Below are 6743 nucleotides of genomic sequence, written 5' to 3' on the forward strand. Positions count from 1 at the left end.
GTCCGCTTCCGTCGCGTAGTGCGGGATATGCGCATCCTGGAATGCCTTCGCGGAGGCCGCATCTTCGCCGAGCCAAACAGCGAAAACCGGCTTGCGCCGAAAATTCGTCGCCCGGTCGCGCTTGACCACATCGGCAACGGCTTCGGCAGCGGCGGACGCCCCGGCGAGCGCCATCGGAACGTTGAGCACCAGCACCGCGTCGTTTTCCGGATCCGCCAGCAGCGCTTCGAGAGATTGCGCGAAGCGATCGGCACTGGCGTCGCCGACGATGTCGACGGGATTGGCGCGCGACCACGACGGCGGAAGGACGCGGTCGAGCCGCGCCTTGGTTTCATCGGACAAACCCGCGAGGCGCCCATCGAGATCGATCAGGCGATCGACGGCCAGAACGCCAATTCCTCCACCATTGGTCAGAATGGCGAGCCTATCGCCGGGAAAGGGTTTCTGTCGGCCGAGCGTTTCCGCGGCGGCGAACAACTGATCGAGATCGAGGACGCGCAGAAGCCCGGCGCGGCGGAAGGCTGCATCGTAGACGGCGTCGGTGCCGGCGAGCGCACCCGTATGGGTCGCCGCTGCCTTGGCGCCAGGCGCATGACGTCCCGACTTGATGACGACAACCGGCTTCGTACGCGCGGCCGCACGCGCCGCCGACATGAACTTGCGAGCGTCGCTGATGGATTCGATGTAGAGGAGAATAGCGCGTGTCGCCGGATCGGCCGCGAAATAGTCGAGGCAATCGCTGAAATCGACATCGACCTTGTCGCCGAGCGACACCATGGCGGAAAAGCCGATGCGGCGATGCCCGGCCCATTCGACGATCGCACCCGCGACGGTTCCTGATTGCGACACGAGAGCAAGGTCACCGGCCTGCACTGTCCGCGACGCGAAGCTCGCGTTCAGTTGCACACGCGGCGCGATCACACCGATGCAATTGGGACCGAGAAGACGCAGTCCATATTTACGAGCAGCGAGGCGCGCAGTGTCGGCGAGAGAACCGGGACCGTAGCCCATTCCCGCCGTCACCACGATCGCCGCCGCCGCACCTCGTCGGCCGGCTTCGTCGACAAGGTCGGGGACCCGCTCGGGCGGCACGGTGATGATGACGAGGTCGGGGACTTCCGGCAGCGTGGCGACATTCGGATAGCAGGGTTCGCCCTCGATCGCCACGTGGTGGGGATTGACGGCGTAAACCGGGCCGCCGAAACCGCCAGCGCGCAGATTGCGCAGAAACGTCAAGCCCACCGAACCCTCTCGCGGACTCGCGCCGATCACGGCGACGGACCTTGGTGCGAGAAGTTTCTCGAGGCGATAAGTCGACATGAGGCTCCTTGCGCATCCGCAATGGATTCGAGCTCAGGTCCATCACGGCATCGAGCGGCTGAGTTCGTTACTCGGCCAAAACGCGGGTCGGTGGGAAAATGACTTCGACGAGCGTGCCTTCCTGCGGATGGCTTGAAATCTGCAGCGTGCCGCGATTCGCTTCCACGAGCGCCTTGGTCAGCGGCAAGCCCAACCCGGTACCGCCGCGCTTGTGCGCCGTCGCGATTTGGCGGAACGGTTCGAGGGCCGTTTCGATCTCGTCGTCGGTCATGCCGATGCCGGTGTCGCGCACACGAAACGCGACTTCGCCGCGATCTGTCAGGGCGGTCGAGAGGATCACCTGTCCGCCCGCGTCGGTGAACTTGATGGCGTTCGAGACGAGATTCAAAACGATCTGCCGCACTGAACGTTCGTCGGCGACGACCGAGGGGAGCTTGGCGGCGAAACTCGTGCGCAGCACGATCCTGTCGCGCGAAGCCTGCGGCTGGAACATGGCGATGCAGCTCGAGACGAGATCGTTGAGGTTGACGCCGGTGAAGGACAATTCCATCCGCCCGGCCTCGATCTTCGCCAGATCGAGCAAATCGTTCACGAGCGAAATCACATGTGCGCCCGACGCATGGACGTCTTTGAGGTAATCCTTGTAACGCTCGTTGGCGATCGGCCCGAAGCGCTCTTCCAGCATGACCTCCGCAAAGCCGATAATGGCGTTGAGCGGTGTTCTGATTTCGTGGCTGATCTTCGCGAGCAGATCGGATTTTTGCGCTGAGCCTTCCTCCGCATTCCGCTTGGCCGCGACGAGCTCGCCCTCTGCCTTCTTGAAGGCGGTGATGTCACGCAGCACGGCGCAGAACTTGCGCTCCGGACTTTCGTTCACCCGACCCATGGTCATGAACAGGGGGATCGCGCCACCCTGGCGGACGCGGCCGAGAACCTCGCGACCGTCATTCAACAGGCTGRCCACGCCCGACGAGCGCAGACCTTCGAGATAGTCGAGCGCGACGATGTGGCTTTCGGGTGCGAGCAGAACCGTGATGGCGTCGCCCACCACTTCGCGCTGATCGTAGCCGAAGAGCGCCTCCGCCGAGCGGTTGAGCGAGAGAATGCGTCCCGTCTCGTCGAGGGCGATGACGCCGTCGGTCGCCGTGTCGAGAATGGATTCGAGTTCCCGGACGCGCCCGTCCAACACACGCAGATCTGCCTCGGCCGCCCGCAGGCGCTGACCGGCTTCGGGCTCCGCGACACGACGAACGAGAAGCAGGTTCGCATCCTCTCCGTCCCATGCGGCTTCCGCGGGTCGGAGATCGACCGGGATGCTTCCGTTGCGACGCGTGGTGAGCGCGATCGGACCTTCTTCGTCCGTGCGCTGTGCCAGCAACGGGCTTCCTTTGAACAGGCGTGACAAGCCGCCATCCGCCTCGATTTCTCCCGCGCTGTCGTAACCAGCAAGGACAAGCAGGAAGCGGTTCGCGAACAGGATGCGTCCATCCGTGTGGACGATGACGCCGATCGGCAATCTGTTCAGAATATCCTCGACCCGCGCCGGCGCGCTTATTTCCTCCTGCGCCAGCTCCGGCGCCGACGGCGCGGCTTCGGCTTCGGGCTCAGGCGAGGGTTCAGGGGTTGGTTCAACCAAGGACTCGACGGCAGGCTTCTCGTCGATGCGTGCGTTGAGCGAGCGCGCGATTTCCCGGAACGCATTGCGCTCGGCGACCGACAGGCCGGGAGCGGGTACGTCGACCGCCTGGCTCGGCGGCGGTGCCGGCGGGACGATGTGCGGAGCATGCGCCGTTTCGGTTTGCTCCGACGGATGACGTGGCGGTGGCGGCGGCTCTTGGACGTTGCCGTCCCGGATCAATGCCGCAACCTGCTCCTGAAGCAGCGCGAACCACTGGTCGGGCTGCTCGGGAGGCGACGTGTTTTCATCCGCGCCCTGCGGCTCTTCATCGTCGACGCTCTCCGCCACGGCGGGTTCGCTCGAAGGCTCCATTGCCAGCCCGACGCGATCCTCGATCCCATCCGTCCGCAGCAGGCCGAAGCCACGAAAACCGGCGAGGGAGCGATCGGGCCGGAAAACCGGCATTCCACCCCATTCGACCGGGATCTGCTGTCGGCCCCCGTCCATGGACCAGAAGACAATGCGTCGGCTAGCAGTCTGACGCTGCGCGAACAGAGCCTCGACCGCTTTGTCCGGGTCATGCACCAGAGTGCCGGAGATCTCGTTCCAGGTCTTGCCGAGGATAGCCCCCGACGCGGCGCCGACGGTTTCGGCGAGTTCCGGCGACACGTGCGTGAACCGCAGGTGAGAATCCGCCTGCCAGACGAAGCGAAGGGGACGCTGCGGCTTCGCCTCGGAGGGCGCGGGTTCCAGATGCCGAGGCCGTTCCGTGGGAGCAGCCTCCTTGGGTGCTTCGGCGGCTCGAGTCTTACGGGGCGTTTCCTCCCCCTTGGGAGGCGTGCCGATGATGGCCGTGACGAGAACGAGGCGTCCGTCATCGAGGCTCGCCAAGCGACAAGCACACATAAGCGGCGGAGCCAGGCGATCCGGATCGAGCCATAGGCGCTCGAGCCTCATTCCGCTTCGCGGCGCCAGACCGTTCGCCAAGGCGTGAAGTCTCGTGCGGGCTTTGAGACGAACATCGACCCGGCCATCCGCGTCGGCGAGCGCGTTACGCAGCCCATCCGCCTCGGGCGTGGCCCAAAGGATCGTGTCAGCGGCGAGATCCCAGACCAGAAGGGCCGGGTTTGCTTTGACGAGGGCCGCGAATCCAGGATCGCCCGCGAAATGGGCGACCATGGTCTGGTACTGGTTCGGCCTGTCCGTCATGAACGGTTTCGCCCACCTGTCTCACAATGACAATTCATGCGCTTCTAAACCATTTTGCACCGCAACGCCTGGGCGGGCGGCGCTCCTGACATATTTACCGCGTGGTAAGGTTAATCAAAAGGCTCGCGCTTGATTTTTGCGTTGCACCATTTTATATTGCAGTGCACAATCAATGGTGAGGCGATCAGGAGATATCCCATGGCTGACGACAAGACCAAGAACTACGAAATTCCGACGGAAATGCGCGATTTTGCCGAGAAGAGCGTCGAGCAGGCCCGTAAGGCGATCGACGGTTTTCTGGGTGCGGCGCAAAAGACAGCCGAGACTTTTGAGGGTTCTGCCAATTCCGTCCAGGCCAATGCCAAGGACGTGACGCGCAAGACCTTCACCTATGCCGAGCAGAATATCGCCGCCGCCTTCGACCTGGCACAGAAGCTCGTCCGCTCGAAGGATATCAACGAAGCCGTCCAGCTCCAGGCTGAATTCGTCCGCTCACAGCTCGAATCCATGCAGGCTCAGGTCAAGGAATTCGGCTCGATCGCCCAATCGGCGATGAAGCAGGCGACCAAGAAGTAACGGCGTCCAACGCCCGCAACCGCATTGTTCAGCCAGGAGAGAACCATGGCCGAAACCAAGAAGCCAGGGCCGGAAACGGCGTCGAAAGTGCCTCCTGCCGCTAGGCCCATCGAGCCGAAGGCTCCGGAGCTCAAGGCTGCGCAGCTCAAGGTCCCGGATGCCAAGATCTCCGATGCCAAGATCTCCGATGCCAAGGCATTGGAGATGAAGGCTTTGGAAACCAAGGCTACCGCAGCCAAGGCTGCCGCGGCTAAGGCTACCGGGGCCAAGGCTGCCGCGGCTAAGCCTCCGATAGCCAAGCCGACAATTGACCCGGTCGCCAAAACTCCGGCGGCAAAGACTGCGAAGCCGGCCGGCAAAGTTGCGTCGGCTTCCAAGACGACGCCTCCCCCAAGAGCAGCGTCGGCTCCAAAGGCACGGCCACAAACTGCGACGATCACCAAAGCTGCGAAGTCCACCGTTGCCCCGATCCCGGCGCAACCGGTTCCGGCACCGCAGGCCGCTGAGCTGAAGGCCGCGGCCGGCCAGGCGGGGGAGACCTTGCGTCGCGCCTTCGCCGACGCGACGTCGGCCTCGACCCAGGGCGCCTTTCTCGTCAACGACAAGATGCTCGCGGCGTTTCGTGCGCAGAGCGATGCGACCTTCGATCTGTGGCGCTCGACATTGAGTGCACCGTCGGTGTCGGAAGCCCTCCGCGCGCAGACGGGTGGGGTCCGGCAGGTCTACGAAACGACGACGGCGCATTGGCAGGACGTCGCCGAAACGACGAAGACATGGCTCGACGACAGCGTTCGTCCGCTACGGTCCATCTGGGCGGACCGGTTCCGCTAGGTCGTGACGCCGGCGACCGCCCGCCGTAACGAAAAAGCCCTGCCGGAGTGGCAGGGCGAAGTATCCTCGTTCGCTTGTCTTCAGTTCGTGGGCTGGAGCAAGCGGATGAAATGAAGCACGTCCGCCGACAAATCGCAACATTGTTATGTTCATGGCGCACGTGATGGTTAACAGCTATTTGGTCGTTCAGATCTCGTAAAGCACGTCGGCAACGAGGGTGTCCGACCGTATTGTGTTACTTTATTCCAGACCATAAATACCGTGTCACACGAGGCAAATCGCTTGCCTCGCATGTTGTCTCAGGCACGGAAGTTCTGTCATGCGTAAAGCCCGTTTCACCCTTCTCACCAGTGTTGCCGCAATCCTCGTCGGCGCTGCCGTCGCACAAGCAGCCGACTTGCCGTCGCGCGGCTATGCGCCGGTCTATAATGCCCCGCCCGTCTTCACCTGGACCGGCTTCTACGCGGGTTTGAATGCCGGCTACGGCTGGAATGCCGGCACAAGCCGCTACTATGATCCAGCCTTCGGCTATGCGGGCGGGGGCAAGAACGGCGGCTTCGTCGGCGGCGTGCAGGCTGGCTACAATTACCAGATGGGGATGGTGGTTCTGGGCGCTGAAACCGACCTTCAGTACGCTTCGGTCGGCAACAGAGGCGGATATTACGGGCCGCTCTATTATGGCGGCGATTCCAACGGCTATTTCGGCACCATCCGCGCCCGGGCCGGTGTCGCACTCGACCGCGCCCTCATCTATGGAACTGGCGGCTTCGCCTATGGAAACATCGGCGGTAATAGTGGTTACGACGCTCTGCTCGGCTATCGCCGCGATCGCAGCACCAACGGCGGCTATACGCTGGGCGCCGGTGTAGAATACGCCTTCAGCGGCAACTTCACCGCGAAGGTGGAAGGCCTCTATGTCAATCTCGACACGAAGACCAACTATGCCCTGGGAACCGTCTACAACGGCCGCCGCGATACGGAGTTCGGTGTCGTGCGCGCAGGCTTGAACTACAAGTTCAACTGAGCGTCCCCCGGGACAAAGCAACCGATCAACGAGAAAAGCCCGGTGAGATCACCGGGCTTTTTTTGTGGGGTTGCACGGATCCGCGGCAAGAAAAAGCCCGGCAATGCCGGGCTTGTCGTCCTTAAGACTCGGTGCGCGGGCCCGCGCTCGAAGGCGCACCAGGGC

At 63.2% G+C, this 6743-nt stretch carries 5 protein-coding genes; 3 read left to right on the forward strand and 2 right to left on the reverse strand.

The genetic code is table 11. The features are described from left to right. Both AC1DT3_RS09375 and AC1DT3_RS09380 read right to left on the reverse strand, forming a co-directional pair. The coding region (locus AC1DT3_RS09375; protein ID WP_477464984.1) for an acetate--CoA ligase family protein at window positions 1–1320 on the reverse strand (1320 nt) is incomplete at its 3' end. 67 nt (window positions 1321–1387) lie between these two features. Next, entirely contained in the window at window positions 1388–4147 is a 2760-nt protein-coding gene (locus AC1DT3_RS09380) for a PAS domain-containing sensor histidine kinase (RefSeq protein WP_477464985.1), read from the reverse strand. A 198-nt stretch (window positions 4148–4345) separates the two neighbouring features. Between AC1DT3_RS09380 and AC1DT3_RS09385 the strand changes: the two genes are divergently transcribed. The 3 genes from AC1DT3_RS09385 (at window position 4346) to AC1DT3_RS09395 (ending at window position 6578) form a co-directional block, all read left to right on the forward strand. Then, on the forward strand, window positions 4346–4723 hold the full coding sequence (locus tag AC1DT3_RS09385; RefSeq protein WP_477464986.1) for a phasin: 378 nt from the start codon (window positions 4346–4348) through the stop codon (window positions 4721–4723). A 45-nt stretch (window positions 4724–4768) separates the two neighbouring features. After that, on the forward strand, window positions 4769–5554 hold the full coding sequence (locus tag AC1DT3_RS09390) for a phasin family protein (protein WP_477464987.1): 786 nt from the start codon (window positions 4769–4771) through the stop codon (window positions 5552–5554). 319 nt (window positions 5555–5873) lie between these two features. Beyond that, window positions 5874–6578, forward strand: a complete 705-nt coding sequence (locus AC1DT3_RS09395) for an outer membrane protein (RefSeq protein ID WP_477464988.1) — start codon at window positions 5874–5876, stop codon at window positions 6576–6578. Window positions 6579–6743 lie beyond the last annotated feature (165 nt).

It is taken from the genome of Microvirga sp. P4_G7 (assembly GCF_056401005.1).